We start from the raw sequence: 16,333 nt of genomic DNA on the forward strand, positions 1-16,333 counted from the left end.
CTACCCTACCTAACCTATGATTTTATAACTTATATCTTAGCATGGAACTACTGGAAAAACTAGCAACGTGCGTTTGAAACGCTTAACCTAGCGCCACTAATCGTATAACAAAGCGCTAAAAAAGCCACACTCCACCTCTCGGTAAGTGCGGCTTTTTTAGCATTCATTAACGAATAGTAATTTCATAGCTTGCGTTGAACGTTTCACCTGCAGCCAACTTATTGACACCAAATTTTGCTGCAAGGTCGCCATTTGCATCGACAGTGTCAGCAATCCCCCACCAAGGTTCAAGGCACACGAGGTTTCCTTCGGTTGGGTAAGGCGACCAGACACCGATGAATGGGGCCCCTGTTAGTTTCAGGGTAACTGAATGTTCTGTTTTTTCAGAACGAATACTGAATGCATTGGCTTGACCCTTTAATTCATAAATTAAAGCGTCATTTTTAAATAAGTGGTGATTGATATCCGTTGCAACATCGGTAGGAGCCAATGTTCGCTCATTCAAATTGATGAATGCGCCTTGTAATGGGATTTTAACCCGTGATTTTTGGGGGCGGTAGTCTAAGAAGTAATCTTCAAATTGCGTATCATCGGTTAATGGTACTTTGAAACCGGGATGCCCGCCAATCGAGAAATACATTGGCCCACTTGGTGCAACATTGCGAACATCATAATCGACCGTCAAGTGCATATCATGGACACGATAGCGCACGCGTAATTCAAATTCAAATGGGTAGATTTTTCGACTTGCGTCATCTGCTTGCAATAGGAAAGTAACGGCGTGATCCGATTGTTCTACCACGCTAAATTCACGATCACGGGCAAAACCGTGTTGGCCCATTGGATAGGTGTGCCCATTATACGTATATTGGTCATCTTTTGAGCGCCCGACAAATGGGAATAAAACGGGGGCATGGCGGCCCCAAACTTCAGGGTCAGCTTGCCATAAATATTCAAGCCCCGAAATGGCGCCCTTAATACTTTGCAATTCGGCGCCTTGGGGACTGAGGGTCACCGTTAAAAATTCGTTTGCAATTTGGATCATTCTAAAATACCACCTTTTAAGAATTATAGAATAAAGCGGGTTAAATCTTTGTCAGCTGCAATATCACCGATTTTGTCGTTGACGTATTGTTCTGTGATGGTAATATCACCCATCTGCATGTCGGGCCCTTCAAAGAGAATATCCTCTAATAGCTTCTCTAAGATCGTTGCCAACCGACGCGCACCAATATTATCAGTGTCGTGGTTGACTTGGGAGGCAATCGCAGCAATGCGCTCAATCGCTTCCATCGTGAAGGTGACATGCACCCCATCGGCGCCAATCAACGCCATATATTGTTTAACAAGCGCGTTGTTCGGTTCTGTCAAAATCCGAATAAAGTCTTTTTCGGTTAAATCCTCTAGTTCGACCCGAATTGGGAAACGGCCCTGTAATTCAGCGATTAAATCGCTTGGTTTAGATTCAGCAAATGCACCAGAACCAATAAATAAGATATGGTCGGTTTTCAAAACACCGTATTTCGTATTCACTTGTGAACCTTCAACGATTGGTAAAATATCGCGTTGAACCCCTTCACGAGAGACTTCACCGGATTGTTTTTTACCACCAGCCGCAATTTTATCAATTTCATCGATGAAAATAATTCCGGTATTTTCAGCCCGTTGGAGCGCATCATGATAAATATCGGCATGGTTAACTAATTTAGCGGATTCTTCTTGAATGAAGATTTCGCGAGCTTCCTTAACCGTTACCGTTCGCGTAATTTTCTTCTTCGGCATAATTGAACCCAAGGTATCGTTTAAATCAATTCCCATTTGCCCCATCATATCGTTCATTGGGGCAGCTTTTTTCGGTTCATCAACTTGAATTTCGATTTCCCGATTATCCAACAAACCTTTATCCAGCTGTTCTTTGACAGACAACCGTTCATTACGAATGTCATCCGTCACTTCTTCTGGTTCAGCTTGTCCGAAACCAGCAGGCGTTTCCCCTTTTTGAAGCGCATTAAACATGTTCATTAAATCATTCACGTTGTTATTGTTTTTACGTTGTTCCTTTTTGATGCCGGGCACTAATAATTTAACCAAGCGTTTGTCTGCTTGACGGGCGGCCTTAGCACGGACGTTTTTAAACTGTTCGGTTTCTTCCATGTGGACAGCCACATCAGCTAAATCACGGACCATTGACTCAACGTCTCGCCCCACATACCCAACTTCAGTAAATTTAGTGGCTTCAACTTTAATAAATGGGGCATCGACAATTTTTGCTAATCGCCGGGCAATTTCTGTTTTTCCGACCCCCGTTGGTCCGATCATTAACAGATTTTTAGGCGTGATTTCTTGTTGCATTTTGGTACTAAGTTGCATCCGCCGATAACGGTTATATAATGCAACCGCAACGGCTTTTTTAGCTTGATCTTGTCCGATAACAAATTGGTCAAGTTCAGCGACGATTGTTTTGGGTGTTTTATTCATTAAGTCCATTGTGCGACCTCCTAAAATGATTCGACAATCACGTTGTGGTTAGTGTAAACATCAATCCCACCAGCAATATCAACACTGGTTGTAACGATTTTTTCCACGGATAAGTCATCTTTTCCTTCGAGTAATAATGCGGTAGCTGCTGCTTGGGCGAAGTTCCCACCTGAACCTACGGCAATCACTTGATCACCTGATTCAGATAGGGTATCAGGGGTGATCACTTCGCCATTCCCTGAAATTAATAAAATATCAGTTGCATTGACTGCAATTAGCATTGCTTCTAACTTTTGAAGCGTCGGGTCTTTACGCCAATCTTGCGCTAAAGCAACGGCTGCATGTTGTAAGTCACCGGAATATTTTTCTAATTTTTGTTCAAACCATTCTTGTAATGTAAAGGCGTCAGCAACACCACCGGCAAAGCCGATGGCGACCTTATTGCCATAAATCCGGCGGACCTTCTTAGCAGAATCCTTCGTAACAAATTTTTCGCCCATTGTGACTTGACCGTCACCAGCGATTGCTGTTTTGCCATTATGTTTTACTGCACAAATTGTTGTCATTTAAATTACTCCTTATTTGGGGATTGGATGATGCTTAACGTACTTTCATCAACAACTTCTTCCGTCTTACCGCACTTGTTGAATCAGCGATTTCATCACCAATCCGTCGAGTGCTGTAAGTGCTCAGAAGTTAAACGTTGATGATGCACTTCTATTTTAGCAGTCTTTAAGACTGTGTGCTAATATTAGTCTATTTTTCATAAAAAAAAATCAAACTTTAGACCTAGTTTTAAGCGCGGGGAAAGAATTGGCGGTAATCTTTTTGTAAATGGGCGGTTGTAACATGGGTATAAATCTGGGTGGTTGATAAGCTACTGTGGCCTAATAATTCTTGGACCGTTCGTAAATCAGCACCATGGTCCAATAAATGGGTTGCAAACGTATGCCGAATCATATGTGGATGAATGTCACTTGTTAAACTCGTCTTCTTAATAATCTGATCTAAAATGTATTCAATTCCCCGACTCGTAATCGGTGCACCACGATGGTTAACGAAGACGACATCATGGTCCAAATGTTGCTTGGCCATCAATTGAACACGACCTGCTTTCAAATAAGCTTGTAAGGCGCGTTGGGCATGGTGTCCAAATGGCACATAGCGGTCTTTGTTCCCTTTACCATGCACAAGAATGACACGTAAACCGAAATCAATTTGTGCTACCGTCAACTGTGCGCACTCACTCACCCGCATCCCTGTTGCATACAGTAGTTCTAAAATAGCACGATTTCGTTGATCAAGCGGTTGCTCTCCCTCAATGGCAGCAAATAGCGCATCCATTTCCTTTTCATAGAAAAAACGAGGTAACTTATGCTGTTGCTTTTTAAGTTGGACGGCTTCAAAGGGATCAGTTTGAACAAATTCATTTTTTACTAAATACCGATAAAACGACCGCAAACTCGAAATTCGTCGGGCAACGGTTTGCCGACTATATTTTTTTTCATCCAGTTCATTCAGGTAAGTCTGCACATCCAAGGCGGTGACCTGTTTGAACGACGATAACCCTCCGTTAGCAGTTAAAAAAGCGCTAAACATTTGAATATCAGCTTGATAAGCTTTTTGGGTTTCAGACGAGTAATGTCGATCGACCACTAAATACTGTAAAAAAAGGTTAAGCCATTCTTGTTCTAACGCCAAAAAAATCCCTCCAAGCTTGATTAATATTACTTTACCACAAGCCTGGCGGGATTTAAAAGATTCGCATTAAAGTGTCCCTTTAAATTGGTCGATACTTTCAAGTGCGCGCTCAGCAAGCGCTTGGTTCCGTTCCTTTTTATCGCGAATCCGTTGCTTTAAAGGTTCAAAAATCCCAAAGTTAGCATTCATTGGTTGAAAATGTTTGGCACTGGTATGCGTGATATAGTGTGCCATTGAGCCTATTGCCGTATCCGTTGGAAAAATAACTGGTGCTTGATCCAACGCAAGTTTAGCGGCGTTAATCCCAGCCACTAGCCCAGAAGCGGCACTTTCAACGTAGCCTTCCACCCCAGTCATTTGACCAGCAAAGAATAAATCATGCCGTTGTTTTGATTGATACGTTGGTAATAACACGTCTGGTGATTTCATAAACGTATTACGATGCATAACACCATAGCGCACAAATTCAGCGTTTTCTAAACCAGGAATCAGCCGGAAAACACGTTTTTGTTCCCCCCACTTCAAATGGGTTTGGAAACCAACGATGTTATACAAACTAGCCGCTGCATTATCTTGACGTAACTGCACAACCGCATATGGTTGCTTACCCGTGTTAGGGTCTTCTAAACCAACGGGTTTCAAAGGCCCAAATAACATTGTCTTAATACCTCGCTTGGCCATCACTTCGATTGGCATACAGCCATCGAAGAATTTTTCTTCTTCAAAATCGTGCATTTCGGCAACATCAGCACTGATTAATGCCTTGTAGAAGGTTTCGAATTCTTCTTCAGTCATTGGGCAGTTTAAATAAGCGGCTTCCCCTTTATCATAGCGCGATTTGAGATAGACTTTATCAAAATCAATACTATTCTTATCCAAAATTGGCGCTGCAGCATCATAGAAGTACAAACCATTACTGCCGTTTAAGGCACTAATTTTTTCAGCTAAGCCTTCTGATGTCAATGGACCAGTTGCGACAATCGTTGGGCCTTCTGGAAAATCCGTTAATTCTTCATGATGAACTGTAACCCGATCATGATTTGCTAATCGCTTTGTCACAGTTTGAGAAAAAGGGGTCCGATCAACAGCTAATGCCCCACCAGCCGGCACGGCATTTTGATCAGCTGCGCTGATGATTAACGAGTCTAAGTGACGCATTTCTTCTTTAATTAAGCCAACCGCATTGGTAATTTGGTTCGCACGGAGGGAATTCGTACAAACTAATTCTGCGAATTGTTCTGTATGGTGTGCTGGGGTCATTTTGACTGGACGCATTTCATAGAGGTGCACATTCACACCGCGTTGGGCAATTTGCCATGCTGCTTCTGAACCGGCTAATCCGGCACCAATCACGTTTACAAAAGGTTCTGTCATTTACTAGTCGCCACTTTTCTAATTATTTTTGAACGGTTTCTTCATAGTCCCCGTTTGGACAAATCACTTGCTTGCCGCCTTTAATTTTCTTTTCAACAAGGTAGTGTTCACACTTTGGACAGTTTCTACCAACTGGTTTATCCCAAGTCACAAAGTCACAGTCGGGGTAACGATCACAGCCATAGAAGAGCCGGTTTTTCTTCGATTTACGTTCGATGACTTGTCCTTTGCCACATTTAGGACAGGTCACGCCGATTTCCTTCACAATTGCCTTGGTATTACGACAATCTGGGAAGCGACTGCAGGCGAAGAATTTACCATATCGGCCCATTTTGACAACCATTGGCGCGCCGCAGATGTCACAGTCGAAACCAGCCGGTTCATCTTTAATTTGGACTTTCTCGATTTGTTCACTCGCTTTTTCAACTTCTTTTTCAAATGGTTTGAAGAAGTTATCAATCACTTTAACCCAGTCTTCTTGACCAGTTTCAACTTCATCCAAGCGATGCTCCAAATCAGCTGTAAAATCGATATTCACAATATCTGGGAAAAACTCAACAATTAAGCCGTTGACGATTTCACCTAATTCGGTTGGTTCAAAACGTTTCGCATTCAATTTCACATAATAACGACGTTGAATAGTTTCAATTGTTGGTGAATAGGTTGATGGCCGGCCCACACCGTTTTCTTCCAAAGCCTTAACTAAATTAGCTTCAGAATAGCGGGCTGGTGGCTGTGTAAAATGTTGAGCCGGATCAGTCTTAACGAGTTTCACAGCGTCCCCGACTGCCAGTTCTGGTAAGACATTATCCTTAGCTGAATCTTCAGTATCCCGTGATGATACATAAAGTTTCGTAAAACCGGGAAACTTCATTTGTGAGCCGTTTGCTTTGAATAAAACATCGCCTTGGGCAATCTTGACAGCAACTGTATCAAATATTGCTGGTGTCATCTGGCTTGCGACAAACCGTGACCAAATTAAGTTATAAATCTTATATTGATCATTGGTTAAGACGTCTTTTAAGCTCTTAGGTGTCCGCATCACTGACGTTGGGCGGATCGCTTCATGCGCATCTTGTGCCCCTTCTGGATTCTTTGTCTGATGGACCTTTAATGCTGCATATTCTTCGCCGTAGTTATCATGAATAAACTGTGCGGCTTCGTGCTTAGCCCCCGTTGAAATCCGTGTTGAATCGGTACGCATATAAGTAATTAGGCCAACCGTGCCTTCTTTGCCACCGAGATTAATGCCTTCATATAATTGTTGCGCCTGCATCATTGTTTTCCGAGTTCTGAAATTCAGTTTCCGGTTAGCTTCTTGTTGCAAGGAACTCGTTGTAAATGGTGCGGCCGCAAAACGTTTGCGTTCCCGTTTCTTAACATCTTCAATTGTAAAATCAGTGGTCTTATCGATTTGCTTCAAAATCGCTTGAACGGCATCATTGTCGCCCAATGGTAATTTCTTACCCTTCACACCGTAGAAACTGGCGTTAAACTTACTTCGGCTTTTTTTGAATTCAGCGTCTAATGACCAGTATTCTTCTGGAACAAACGCTTTGATCTCATTTTCACGATCAATCACAAGTTTTAAGGCCACGGATTGAACCCGACCAGCACTCAAGCCTTTTTTAACTTTTTGCCAGAGTAATGGACTGATTGAATATCCAACGATTCGATCGAGCACGCGGCGCGCTTGTTGCGCATCAACGAGTTTCATATCGATACTGCGTGGCTTTTTAAAAGCATTTTTAACGGTGTCTTTGGTAATTTCGTTAAAGACAACCCGGTTTTTTTCAGTTGGATCAAGTTTTAAAATATGGGAAACGTGCCATGCGATGGCTTCCCCTTCACGGTCCGGATCGGCTGCCAGGTAGATATGATCAACTTTTTTAGCTTGCTTTTTTAATTCTTTAATCGTTTCGCCTTTACCGCGAATCGAGATATATTTAGGTTCATAATTATTTTCAAAATCGATTCCCATTTGACTCTTTGGTAAATCGCGGATGTGACCCTTGCTAGCGACAACTTTATAGTTACGCCCAAGGTACTTTTCAATTGTTTTGGCCTTTGCAGGTGATTCTACAATGACTAAATTTTTGCCTGCCATGGACAAACCCCTTTCAACAGAACGCTTTGTTCAAATCGTTCATTAGCATAAAACACTACCTTGACGATTGTCAAATGATAGTCTGCTTGATATTAACAGCTTAAAGCATAGCATAGGTTTGGCGGTATGCCAAAGAGAAATTGTTTTCCAATGCACAAATACTACTAAAAATAAAGGAATTGACAACCAAAAAAATCGGGATTTAACCGCTTGGTCAAACCCCGATTTCTTCTATTATATAGTCCCTAGATTGAAGCGCTAGTTTTGTGCACTACTTTTTTGAACCTCTCGTTCGCGAATTCCCGCGATAATTTGGGCCAGCGTAATGGTTGCCATTTCTGCTTCTGCAGCTTTTTGTACCTGCGTATAGGCCGCATCAAGTGTTGCTTGGATATTGCCACCAACCAGACAATCTGGATTCGTCTTCTCATCGACGTGTAACAATCGTTGATCTGTATCAAGGGCCTGAAAAACAGCTAACAACGTAATCTGTTCTGCTGGACGCGCTAATTTAGGGGCAATTGTGCCCGGTTTAGTCGCTAATAAATCCGCCTTCACCAGTAATGACATGAGTCGCCGCACTAAACTAGGATTAGACTCAATGCTCCCGGCAATCGCTTGGCTGGATAGATCACCCTCTTGAAACATATCAACGTAGGCCAAAATATGAATGGCATCACTAAGTTTATGAGAGTATTTCATGGTTCAACCGCCTTTTTGAAATCAATTCAGGCTTATTTAATAATCGTCTGTAACGCTTCTTTTAATGAAGGTAATGGTCGGCCTAAGACATCAGGTAGATCAGAAGTGGTTTCATCTAAATCACCCGCTTGAATCATTGTTTGAATACCAGTGACAACTTCAGCAACTTCAGCAGGTAAGCCGTTGTCTTCAAGACCTTGACAATAATCAGCCGCATCTAATGATACTACCTTAAATTCTTGATTAGTCAACTCACTAATCGCTTGAGCTAGATCGGCATAGGTGGCTGGAGCCCCAGCAAATTCGTAAATCGCTTTTGGTTGATCACTGACTAATACCTTAGCCGCAGCTTCAGCGTAGTCATGTTCAAGCGCCCAACCGACATGTCCTTCACCGGCACCATAAACGAATGGTTGACCCGCTAAGGCTCCTTTGATACTATCCATTTCGTTTTCAAGATACCAGTTATTGCGTAAGAACGTATGGTCAATGCCTGATGCTGCCAATGCTTTTTCAGTTTGAATATGATCACTTGCTAAAGCACCCGTTGCTGAATCGGCATGTGGGAAACTCGTGTAAGCAATCCATTTAACCCCAGCATTTTTAGCAGCTTCAATGACGTTTAAGTGTTGTTGGGCACGAGGAACATCGCCACCAGGTTGTGATGAAATAAATAGTAACCGATCGACCCCTTTCATTGATTCGGTTAACGTGGCAACGTCATTATAATCACCAGGACGGACTGTGACCCCGGCTGGCACCATGTTAGCTGCTTTGTCAGTATTCCGTGCTAAACCAATAATTTGTTCTGCGGGCACTAACTCGGCCAATGTCTTCATTGCGACTTGTCCAAAACGTCCTGTGACTGCGGTAATTGCATATTTCATATTAAAAATCCCCTTTTGAATTCTATTTGTTACTTTATAAGTAACTTGTGACTTTAATATTAACAGCTCGTCACAGGATTGTCAACCCTTAACTTTCAATCAAAATAATGTAACTCATCCATTAACAACTGTTGGTTTAAAAGCGGCGTCGCCCCAGCCAAGATTAGCTGATTACAACCGGCCGATAATGAATGATTAATCTGACCCGGTAAGGCATACACATTACGATTGGCTTGCAATGCTAAATTAGCGGTAATCAAGCTGCCACTTTTTTGGCGGGCTTCTGTGACCACTAAACTATGACAAAGTCCGGCGATGATCCGATTTCTGGCTGGGAAGTGGTGCTTCTTAGCGGTTACGTCCAAACCATATTCGGATAGCAATATTCCGTCTTCAGCAACTTGCTGCTGAAGACGTTCGTTCTGTGGCGGATAAAAACAATTCAAGCCCGTGCCAATTACGCCAATCGGTCGCAACCCTTTTTGAAGAGCAACTTCATGAGCCATCGCGTCCGCACCTTGTGCCAGGCCACTGATAATCGTTGTTGTTTGTGGTAAGCACAACAAATGTTGCAAGGCTTGCTTGGTATATTGCGTAGCTTGCCGTGCACCAACCACTGCAACGCACGGTTTTTTTAGTAATGCTAGGTCACCACGATAAAACAAAATAGTCGGTGGACAGTGGGTTTCTAACAACCGTTGTGGGTAGGCTGCTTCGAGAATCGTCACGTATTGAACATTCCGTTCATGTACAGCACACTTGATTTGTAACGCTGAACTATCAAAACTAGCCTGAAATAGCGGCCAGTAACGTTCCGGTAAACACGCAATCTGGGCGATTTCCAACGCCGATAACGCCCAATTATGACTTGTCACTAGCCACGCAGCCAAGCGTAATTCACTGATGGGGCCAAAACCATCTGCAAGATGTACTTTTAATAATAATTGCTTTTTAGTTAACACAAAAACAGCTCCTTTACGGTTATTTTCGTAAAAGAGCTGTTTTATTTTCTTATAAGGCATCTTTAACGGGCGAAAAACTGCGACGATGAATTGGTGTCACACCGAATTCAGCTAAACCAGCCAAATGTTTCGCTGTCCCATAGCCCATGTTATTTGCAAAGTCATATCCAGGGTATTGTTGATCATAATTAATCATCAATTGATCCCGAATCACTTTGGCCACGATACTGGCTGAGGCAATACTAATACTGCGAGCATCACCTTTGATCAATTTTGATTGCGGAATATCTATCGGGACGGTCATCGCGTCAACCAATAGATAGTTCGGTTGTATCGCTAATCCAGCGACGGCCTCGCCCATCGCAAGTTCCGTTGCGTGATAGATATTTTCTTGATCAATCCGTGGTGCGTCGGCAATCCCGATACTGACACTAACTGCTTGTGCCATGATGCCGCGATACAGTTCTTGTTTCACTTTAAACGAAAGTTGTTTAGAATCGTTGACTTGCCATAAGTCAAAATCGTGCGGCAAAATAACCGCCGCTGTGACCACCGGCCCCGCTAACGGTCCGCGCCCAACTTCGTCAACCCCGGCAATTAGGGGATACTCCGGCCACAAACTTTCTTCCATCTGCCGCCGTTTAATAAACGCCGCTTTTTGCGCCGCTAACTTGGCCATCCGCTTGTCATATTGCATCAACAACTTCTGAACACCAACTCGCGAATCACTGCGCAAAAGCGCGAGCGCTTCTTCTGCCATAGGCGCGCGTAGGCGCGCCTTAATTGAAGCAATTGATTCTGGCTTGCTCATTAGTGCGCCTCCACGGGAACAATGTCAAGGGTAAAGCGCCCCAACTTGCCTTTACGGGCGTCCGTAATAAATTTCATACAAAAGCGATCGTAATCTTCTTTAAAACCAAGTCGTTTGGTCAAAGCCATGATTAAATCAGGAGCTGTCATTTCAAGTTCAGTTGCCGTCACCTGATATTCTCTTGTCAATTGTTGCGGGTAGAACTCCTTGAAATAATCAAGCGCGTAAACGACGACGTCATCTGGATGATAGATTGCATCCGAAATGGCTCCCGTTAAGGCAAGCTTGTTTCCGACGGCTGGATCTTCGAATTTAGGCCATAAAACCCCTGGTGTGTCTAGTAATTCGAGGGATTGCCCTGCTTTTAACCATTGTTGATTTTTTGTCACACCTGGGCGATTGCCCGTTACCGCGATATTTTTTTGCACTAACCGATTTAAAATTGTTGACTTGCCAACGTTAGGGACGCCAACACACATGGCACGAATTACGGGATTTAAAAGCCCCTTTGCCCGTTTCTTAGCGAGTTTGTCGGCCAAAATTTCTTGTGCAGCTTTTTCAATTTGCGGTAATTTTGATTTGTGCTGGGCATCAAGCGCGATTGCTGTGATCCCCCGTTTTTTAAACGTTTCAATCCATTGTTGGGTGCGCTTAGCATCTGCCATATCCGCTTTATTCATAATTAAGAGGGTCGGTTTGTTTTGACCGAGTTCTGCAATCATTGGATTAATGGAAGATTCTGGGACCCGTGCATCTACGATTTCGAGAATCAAATCAACTGCTTTGAGCCGTTCTTTAATTTGTTTTTGGGCCTTTGCCATATGGCCTGGATACCATTGAATTGTCATAATAACTCCTTTATTGCTAGTTAAGTGAGAAACACCGAGTTTAATAGTTGTCACTGATTGTCTCAGCCTTTTGATGCTTTTAAGAATTGGACGTCGTTAATCGGCCAGTAGATTGCCACTGCCCGGCCGAGTATTGTATCGCGGTGAATCGGTCCAAATAAACGACTATCTTTGCTGATTTGGCGATTATCACCCAATACAAAGTATTCATTTTGTGGAATCCGCTGTTCGCCAATTAAGGCTTTTAATTCGAAATCCGACGTTAAGACCCCTGGTTTTTGTTTGGCTGCATCCAAGAATGGCTCGGCAATGTACCGTCCATTGATATACAGTTGGTCATTACGGTAGGCGACTGTTTCACCTGGCAGACCAATCACCCGTTTCACGTAAGTTGTTTGATCAGGCCGAGTAAAGACAACAATATCAAAGCGTTTAATCGGTCCACTAGTCCGTAATAAAAGTTGGTCCGCTGACTTGAGCGTTGGCGCCATTGATTGCCCTGACACCGACGCAGGCACTAGTATAAACGACCGTAACACCATCACCATGGTTCCCGCCAGCAAAAACGCTAGGAGCCAATCGCCTGTAATGACCCATCCCCGCCACAGCTTCTGCTTCGGGGTGGTCATTAGGCTTGTTCACTTTCCTGATAGGCCGCATATGCCTCGTCAAAAATTGTCATACTGGGAAGATAGCTGCCATTGAGTTCCAAATAGCGCGTTAATGTTTCGTAATTGCCGCTTTGCTTAGGGAAAGATTGGTCGAAAAAAGCATTATTGGCAAATTGTGGTACTGGTTCGTAATTATTGGGATCACGTTGCGTCATGAGGTAACGATAAAAACTCTGCTTCATCTGAACACCTTATTTCTTATTTTTTAGCGGGATATAGACGTTTAAATCAATCTTATCGTTTTTCAAATCGATATGTTTAGCAGTCACTTGCATCCCATTTTCGAGCTTAAACTCATTTAAGCGTAATATAATGCGGTTCTTGTGTGCATCTAAAACAACCCATTTAGGGAATTTATATTGACGCTTGATGTAATTAAAGACAAACGACATCGGCACCTTCAATTGGCCAACCGCTAATTGTTTGGCGCGTAATTGTACGTCGCCATTTTCTAAAACATACGGTTCAAAAAAGAGGTTGAATTCAACTGGAAACCCTAAAAATTTGAATTGACCAGATAAAATTGCCTGCTGATCCAAGGTAAGTTGATATTTAATCTTTGAATCTTCCAAATAGTTTTGTAAATAATAGGCGACTAAACTATTGATTTGTTTCTTTTGCATCTGAATTTCAAAGGTGCTATCGGCTTTGATAATTTTTTCAGTTTTAATCGTTTCAGTCTTCGGTGCAATCACGTTGTAGCCAACAAAGCCAACCGTCCCAATCACAATTGCTAATAAAACGATGAAACTGTACTTCCAATAATTGATATTGCGTTTAATGGTTGTTTTCTGTGCTGCTTGATGTGCCTGTCTGGTCGTCATAACCTATCCTTTCTCTAATCCCATGTTTGCTTGTGTGCGTTCATTACTTGCCAAAAAGCCTTTGTTACCCGTTGATAACCTTTATGATTGGGATGGAAATGATCATCTGGACTGATGTAGGGATTTAAATGCTCGTTAGCCGCTAGTGTTTTTTGCAACTGCGCACTATCCATTTTAGCGAGCGATTTCGTCTGTTTGACAAAGTGCCCATCTCCTCGTGTCAACATCCGATCACTATCGACATAGTACGTGTCTTTGAAATCATTAGCAACTGTTTTGACCGTCTGATTCCACTCCGCAACCGCCTTTGACATCCCAGTAATTTCAGGAAAATAAACATAAAATGGATTGTAGACACCCATGATGAAAATCGGGGCATCCGGATTATACTTTCTAATTTGGGTCATTAAGGTGGTTAAATTCATTTGATACTTTTGCTGACCGCTCGTAATCCGCCGTTGATCTAGTTCAAAAAAATTATTCTGTAAAACGGCCATTAAATCGTTGCCGCCAACAGTTAATGTCACAATATCAGCTTTTGCTAGTCGTTGTTGGAGCGGTTTTTGTTTCTGGACGCGTTTAGTAATTTGCACACTGGTATCACCCGTCACACCAAAATTGGCGGTCTTAACGGGATGCTTTGTCGCTTGCTGAATCTGCTTGGCGACTAATGATACATAGCCTTCTTTATTAGTCTCATCACCAACGCCATGCGTCAATGAGTCGCCAATTGCAACCAGTTGCAACGGCTTTTTTGGTTTTGGTTTAATCACTTTAGCCACCGAAGACGTTGCTGTTCCTGTCTTGGGCGCTTGGTTCAGCCGTGGCGTTAACAATTGCCAGATAATAAAGACTACTAAAATCGCACCGGCAAATAACCCTAAATCAATTAAAATTTGTCGTGCTCTCTTCAAACGTAACACCTCGGTTATTTCTAGATAATAGTTAAGGCTGGGACAATTTAATGTCAACCAGCCTTTATGTTAATACATTAATTGAAATCTTGTTAGTCCTCTGTGTAATACATGACGGCAAATGCGCCCGCACCTGAATGTGTCGCAATCACTGGATCAGTCGTCCGGACAAGAATCTCAATATTTGGGAAAACCACTTGCAATTGTGCTTTAATTTTTTCACTTAATTCCAAACCATCCGCATGAGAAATCCCGATTGCCCGAATCTTTAAGTCGCGCATATCAGCTTCCATCTCATCAATGAATTTCGTAATGGTCTTCATTCCACGGCCTTTGCGTAACACTTTTAATTCGCTATCAGCCACTTCAAGGATTACTTTGATGTTTAATAAGCTTGAAATCACACCAGCCGCATGACTCAACCGGCCCCCTTTAACAAGGTTGGTCAAATTAGTCACACCCATGTATAGTTTCGTATGATCGTGTACATTTTGGATGGCTGCTAAAGCATCATCCATATTACCGCCATTTTCAATGACTTCCGCCGCTTTTAGCACTTGAAACGCCATTGCCCGATCAGTGAAATCACTATCGATAACTGTTACATCCGCTTTTGCCATCTCACCGGCTTGGCGGGCTGTATCAACGGTCCCACTAATCGCACGTAACATGTGAATTGATAAAATCTGACTGCCATCAGCCGCTAGTCGTTCGTATGTTTCGACAAAGTTCCCGATTGCGGGTTGACTCGTCTTCGGCAAGGCATTCGCACTGGCCATTTCAGTCATAAATCGATCCCGGGTGATGGTTTCACCATCAATATACACCGTATTATCGATCATAATCGTTAACGGAATAACCGTAATATGATGTTCTTTAATTTCTTCAGGAGTTAATTGGATAGATGAATCCGTTACAATTTTAATATTAGCCACTATTACTTCAGCCACGCTTTCTATCTTAAAATCTGGGCAATAACGGCCCTATGATTTCTATGATTATGTCTATTGACAGTATATCAAACAATCCCATTTTTTTCACCAAAAGTTACTGTTTAAACCAGATTATGTCGTAATTAGTGATGCTAACGACACAAAAACGCCAATTTCTTTAGCCTATTTTTGGCTAAAAGAAACCGGCGCTTGATCGCTAATTTTTATCTCTGTAAAATTGACGCTTAACGGCAATTATTAATAGACTAGCTGCTAATAAATCAGCGCTCCCACCAGGTGAAATGTATTTTTGATGGCAATACTTTTGCAAATTTACAAAACTAACATTTGGTAATGATGTTTGGCTAGCCGACTTCGCCAAGCGTTGCATTTCAATTAATGTACCTTGATCACTACGATGCAACACACAAGTATCTGTGACACTACTCATTAAAGTTAATAACATTTGTAATTGATACTGTTGAGGTGTCGCTGTCTGCCATTTAGCATATGTTTCAAGCGCTAAAGAAATATGTGGATAGCCCAGTACCGCTTCTTCATAGGCCCCATTTACCCGATAGCGTTGTTTCACCGCTTCACCGTGGGTTAACTGCTTATTTTGATAACGCGAATCAGGGAATTGTGCTAGGCAACTAACCAGTTTCAAGAGCTCATCAGTCTGGATTGATTGCCCCGTACTGATTCGTTGGGCATAGACCGTCGTCAATAGCCCCATTACCCAGATGGCACCTTTATGAGTATTAATCCCGTTAGTTTCTTTAAACATCGCCTGTTCAGCTTTACGACCAATGTGTGCGATAGTCTCGCGTAAAGTCTGACTGATTGGTTGCTGCCAAGCAGCTTGTGCCATCTGTTCAAAATAAGGGGTTAAAGCCCGCGCGGACTTGATAAATAAAGCCAGATCCATATCTGAATGAGCCCCATTGTTGCGTGCATCCACTAAACCGGGTTTGGGGCTTAAGCAAACTTCATCAACCAAAGCTTGTTCGACGAGGCCTGCTAATTGCTTCATAACTATTTGTTGAGTCTTATTTATCAAAAGCGAAAACTCCTTAACTAATTTGTTGCTTAATCTCTAACTAACTTATTCAAAGAACCGGC

The 16,333-nt window shown here is 42.6% G+C and carries 17 protein-coding genes; all 17 read right to left on the reverse strand.

What is annotated here, in order from left to right; all coding sequences use genetic code 11:
- Positions 1 to 166: 166 nt before the first annotated feature.
- Positions 167 to 1,045 (reverse strand): aldose 1-epimerase family protein, encoded by an 879-nt coding sequence (locus J7Q78_RS02090; RefSeq protein WP_208422326.1) that lies wholly within the window; start codon positions 1,043 to 1,045, stop codon positions 167 to 169.
- A gap of 23 nt (positions 1,046 to 1,068) precedes the next feature.
- Positions 1,069 to 2,487: an ATP-dependent protease ATPase subunit HslU gene (gene hslU / locus J7Q78_RS02095; RefSeq protein WP_208422327.1), complete on the reverse strand. Its 1,419-nt coding sequence runs from the start codon at positions 2,485 to 2,487 to the stop codon at positions 1,069 to 1,071.
- Between the two features lie 11 nt (positions 2,488 to 2,498).
- Complete coding sequence (hslV, locus tag J7Q78_RS02100) at positions 2,499 to 3,044, reverse strand: ATP-dependent protease subunit HslV (protein WP_154242036.1); 546 nt, start codon at positions 3,042 to 3,044, stop codon at positions 2,499 to 2,501.
- 229 nt (positions 3,045 to 3,273) lie between these two features.
- Positions 3,274 to 4,179 carry a tyrosine recombinase XerC gene (gene xerC / locus J7Q78_RS02105; RefSeq protein ID WP_154242037.1) on the reverse strand — a complete coding sequence of 302 codons (906 nt, stop codon included), beginning with the start codon at positions 4,177 to 4,179 and terminating at the stop codon, positions 3,274 to 3,276.
- A 66-nt stretch (positions 4,180 to 4,245) separates the two neighbouring features.
- The gene (trmFO, locus tag J7Q78_RS02110; protein WP_154242038.1) at positions 4,246 to 5,553 is read right to left on the reverse strand and encodes an FADH(2)-oxidizing methylenetetrahydrofolate--tRNA-(uracil(54)-C(5))-methyltransferase TrmFO; all 1,308 of its coding nucleotides are present in this window, start codon (positions 5,551 to 5,553) and stop codon (positions 4,246 to 4,248) included.
- A gap of 22 nt (positions 5,554 to 5,575) precedes the next feature.
- Positions 5,576 to 7,660 carry a type I DNA topoisomerase gene (topA, locus tag J7Q78_RS02115; protein ID WP_208422328.1) on the reverse strand — a complete coding sequence of 695 codons (2,085 nt, stop codon included), beginning with the start codon at positions 7,658 to 7,660 and terminating at the stop codon, positions 5,576 to 5,578.
- Between the two features lie 258 nt (positions 7,661 to 7,918).
- A complete protein-coding gene (locus tag J7Q78_RS02120) occupies positions 7,919 to 8,362 on the reverse strand; it encodes an Rrf2 family transcriptional regulator (RefSeq protein WP_208422329.1) in 444 nt (147 codons plus the stop codon).
- Between the two features lie 32 nt (positions 8,363 to 8,394).
- Entirely contained in the window at positions 8,395 to 9,249 is an 855-nt protein-coding gene (locus J7Q78_RS02125) for an SDR family oxidoreductase (RefSeq protein ID WP_154242041.1), read from the reverse strand.
- A 95-nt stretch (positions 9,250 to 9,344) separates the two neighbouring features.
- On the reverse strand, positions 9,345 to 10,211 hold the full coding sequence (gene dprA, locus J7Q78_RS02130) for a DNA-processing protein DprA (RefSeq protein ID WP_154242042.1): 867 nt from the start codon (positions 10,209 to 10,211) through the stop codon (positions 9,345 to 9,347).
- A gap of 49 nt (positions 10,212 to 10,260) precedes the next feature.
- The gene (locus J7Q78_RS02135; protein WP_208422330.1) at positions 10,261 to 11,022 is read right to left on the reverse strand and encodes a ribonuclease HII; all 762 of its coding nucleotides are present in this window, start codon (positions 11,020 to 11,022) and stop codon (positions 10,261 to 10,263) included.
- Complete coding sequence (gene ylqF, locus J7Q78_RS02140) at positions 11,022 to 11,873, reverse strand: ribosome biogenesis GTPase YlqF (protein ID WP_173011543.1); 852 nt, start codon at positions 11,871 to 11,873, stop codon at positions 11,022 to 11,024. Before ylqF ends, J7Q78_RS02135 begins: the two co-directional genes overlap by 1 nt.
- A gap of 59 nt (positions 11,874 to 11,932) precedes the next feature.
- Complete coding sequence (lepB, locus tag J7Q78_RS02145) at positions 11,933 to 12,499, reverse strand: signal peptidase I (protein WP_208422331.1); 567 nt, start codon at positions 12,497 to 12,499, stop codon at positions 11,933 to 11,935.
- A complete protein-coding gene (locus J7Q78_RS02150; protein WP_154242046.1) occupies positions 12,499 to 12,723 on the reverse strand; it encodes a YozE family protein in 225 nt (74 codons plus the stop codon). The genes lepB and J7Q78_RS02150 overlap by 1 nt, the downstream gene beginning before the upstream one ends.
- Positions 12,724 to 12,732: 9 nt before the next feature.
- Entirely contained in the window at positions 12,733 to 13,365 is a 633-nt protein-coding gene (locus tag J7Q78_RS02155; protein WP_154242047.1) for a YpmS family protein, read from the reverse strand.
- 14 nt (positions 13,366 to 13,379) lie between these two features.
- On the reverse strand, positions 13,380 to 14,279 hold the full coding sequence (locus J7Q78_RS02160) for an SGNH/GDSL hydrolase family protein (RefSeq protein ID WP_328798335.1): 900 nt from the start codon (positions 14,277 to 14,279) through the stop codon (positions 13,380 to 13,382).
- Between the two features lie 92 nt (positions 14,280 to 14,371).
- Positions 14,372 to 15,214 carry a DegV family protein gene (locus J7Q78_RS02165; protein WP_154242049.1) on the reverse strand — a complete coding sequence of 281 codons (843 nt, stop codon included), beginning with the start codon at positions 15,212 to 15,214 and terminating at the stop codon, positions 14,372 to 14,374.
- A 214-nt stretch (positions 15,215 to 15,428) separates the two neighbouring features.
- A complete protein-coding gene (locus tag J7Q78_RS02170) occupies positions 15,429 to 16,244 on the reverse strand; it encodes a triphosphoribosyl-dephospho-CoA synthase MdcB (RefSeq protein ID WP_208422397.1) in 816 nt (271 codons plus the stop codon).
- Positions 16,245 to 16,333 lie beyond the last annotated feature (89 nt).

Source organism: Latilactobacillus fragifolii (assembly GCF_905332535.1).
GTDB classification, from domain to species: Bacteria; Bacillota; Bacilli; order Lactobacillales; family Lactobacillaceae; genus Latilactobacillus; species Latilactobacillus fragifolii.

Excerpts from the sequence above, each read along its gene's own strand:
- J7Q78_RS02090 (WP_208422326.1), bottom strand. The coding sequence starts at position 1,045 with ATGATCCAAATTGCAAACGAATTTTTAACGGTGACCCTCAGTCCCCAA.
- hslU (WP_208422327.1), bottom strand. The coding sequence starts at position 2,487 with ATGGACTTAATGAATAAAACACCCAAAACAATCGTCGCTGAACTTGAC.
- hslV (WP_154242036.1), bottom strand. The coding sequence starts at position 3,044 with ATGACAACAATTTGTGCAGTAAAACATAATGGCAAAACAGCAATCGCT.
- trmFO (WP_154242038.1), bottom strand. The coding sequence starts at position 5,553 with ATGACAGAACCTTTTGTAAACGTGATTGGTGCCGGATTAGCCGGTTCA.
- topA (WP_208422328.1), bottom strand. The coding sequence starts at position 7,660 with ATGGCAGGCAAAAATTTAGTCATTGTAGAATCACCTGCAAAGGCCAAA.
- J7Q78_RS02120 (WP_208422329.1), bottom strand. The coding sequence starts at position 8,362 with ATGAAATACTCTCATAAACTTAGTGATGCCATTCATATTTTGGCCTAC.
- J7Q78_RS02125 (WP_154242041.1), bottom strand. The coding sequence starts at position 9,249 with ATGAAATATGCAATTACCGCAGTCACAGGACGTTTTGGACAAGTCGCA.
- J7Q78_RS02135 (WP_208422330.1), bottom strand. The coding sequence starts at position 11,022 with ATGAGCAAGCCAGAATCAATTGCTTCAATTAAGGCGCGCCTACGCGCG.
- lepB (WP_208422331.1), bottom strand. The coding sequence starts at position 12,499 with ATGACCACCCCGAAGCAGAAGCTGTGGCGGGGATGGGTCATTACAGGC.
- J7Q78_RS02150 (WP_154242046.1), bottom strand. The coding sequence starts at position 12,723 with ATGAAGCAGAGTTTTTATCGTTACCTCATGACGCAACGTGATCCCAAT.
- J7Q78_RS02155 (WP_154242047.1), bottom strand. The coding sequence starts at position 13,365 with ATGACGACCAGACAGGCACATCAAGCAGCACAGAAAACAACCATTAAA.
- J7Q78_RS02170 (WP_208422397.1), bottom strand. The coding sequence starts at position 16,244 with ATGAAGCAATTAGCAGGCCTCGTCGAACAAGCTTTGGTTGATGAAGTT.